Below are 208 nucleotides of genomic sequence, written 5' to 3'. Positions count from 1 at the left end.
GCCAATCCGGTAGGTGGACTTCAATTTCAAAATCAGCCTCCGGAACACTCTGTGGCATCCATATCGTTGGTGATGGGCGTGGTTCGCAATTGCAACTTTGCCAAGGGCATGACCCTGCCAGCGGTTGCCCCATTGGATTCCATCAGAAATCATATCCTGGATTTGATTATGTCTGGAATATAACTTGTATTGCAGATTAGATAGTCTT

At 46.2% G+C, this 208-nt stretch carries 1 protein-coding gene; it reads left to right on the top strand.

Features of this window, described 5'->3' with window-relative positions; genetic code table 11:
- Positions 1-183 (top strand): hypothetical protein (locus MY55_RS24160; protein WP_208856088.1); only part of this gene is annotated, 183 nt, incomplete at its 5' end.
- Positions 184-208 lie beyond the last annotated feature (25 nt).

This window comes from Chromobacterium subtsugae (assembly GCF_001676875.1).
GTDB lineage: Bacteria > Pseudomonadota > Gammaproteobacteria > Burkholderiales > Chromobacteriaceae > Chromobacterium > Chromobacterium subtsugae.
Note: the sequence above shows the minus strand (reverse complement) of the source record. Positions and strands in the feature narration are given on the sequence as shown.